The 268-nt window shown below is 43.3% G+C and carries 1 protein-coding gene; it reads left to right on the top strand.

The annotated features are described in order from the left end of the window. Positions 1-268: sigma-70 domain-containing protein (locus AAEY79_RS15055; RefSeq protein WP_352289233.1), on the top strand; the 268-nt coding region annotated here is incomplete at both ends.

A 268-nucleotide genomic window follows, 5' to 3' on the forward strand; every position in this document is an offset into this window, starting at 1 on the left:
CTCTATCGCTGACCAAGCACGTACCATTCGTATTCCGGTGCATATGATTGAGACGATTAATAAAATTAACCGAGTCTCTCGTCAATTATTACAAGAAATGGGACGCGAGCCGACGCCTGAGGAATTAGGCGAACGCTTAGAGATGGATGAAGCGAAAGTCCGTAAAGTGCTTAAAATTGCTAAAGAACCTATTTCAATGGAAACCCCTATCGGTGATGATGAAGACTCACATCTAGGCGATTTTATTGAAGATGGCACGATCTCAAGC

The organism is Psychrobacter sp. GW64-MNA-CIBAN-0177 (assembly GCF_040309585.1).
In the GTDB taxonomy this organism is placed as follows: Bacteria; Pseudomonadota; Gammaproteobacteria; order Pseudomonadales; family Moraxellaceae; genus Psychrobacter; species Psychrobacter okhotskensis.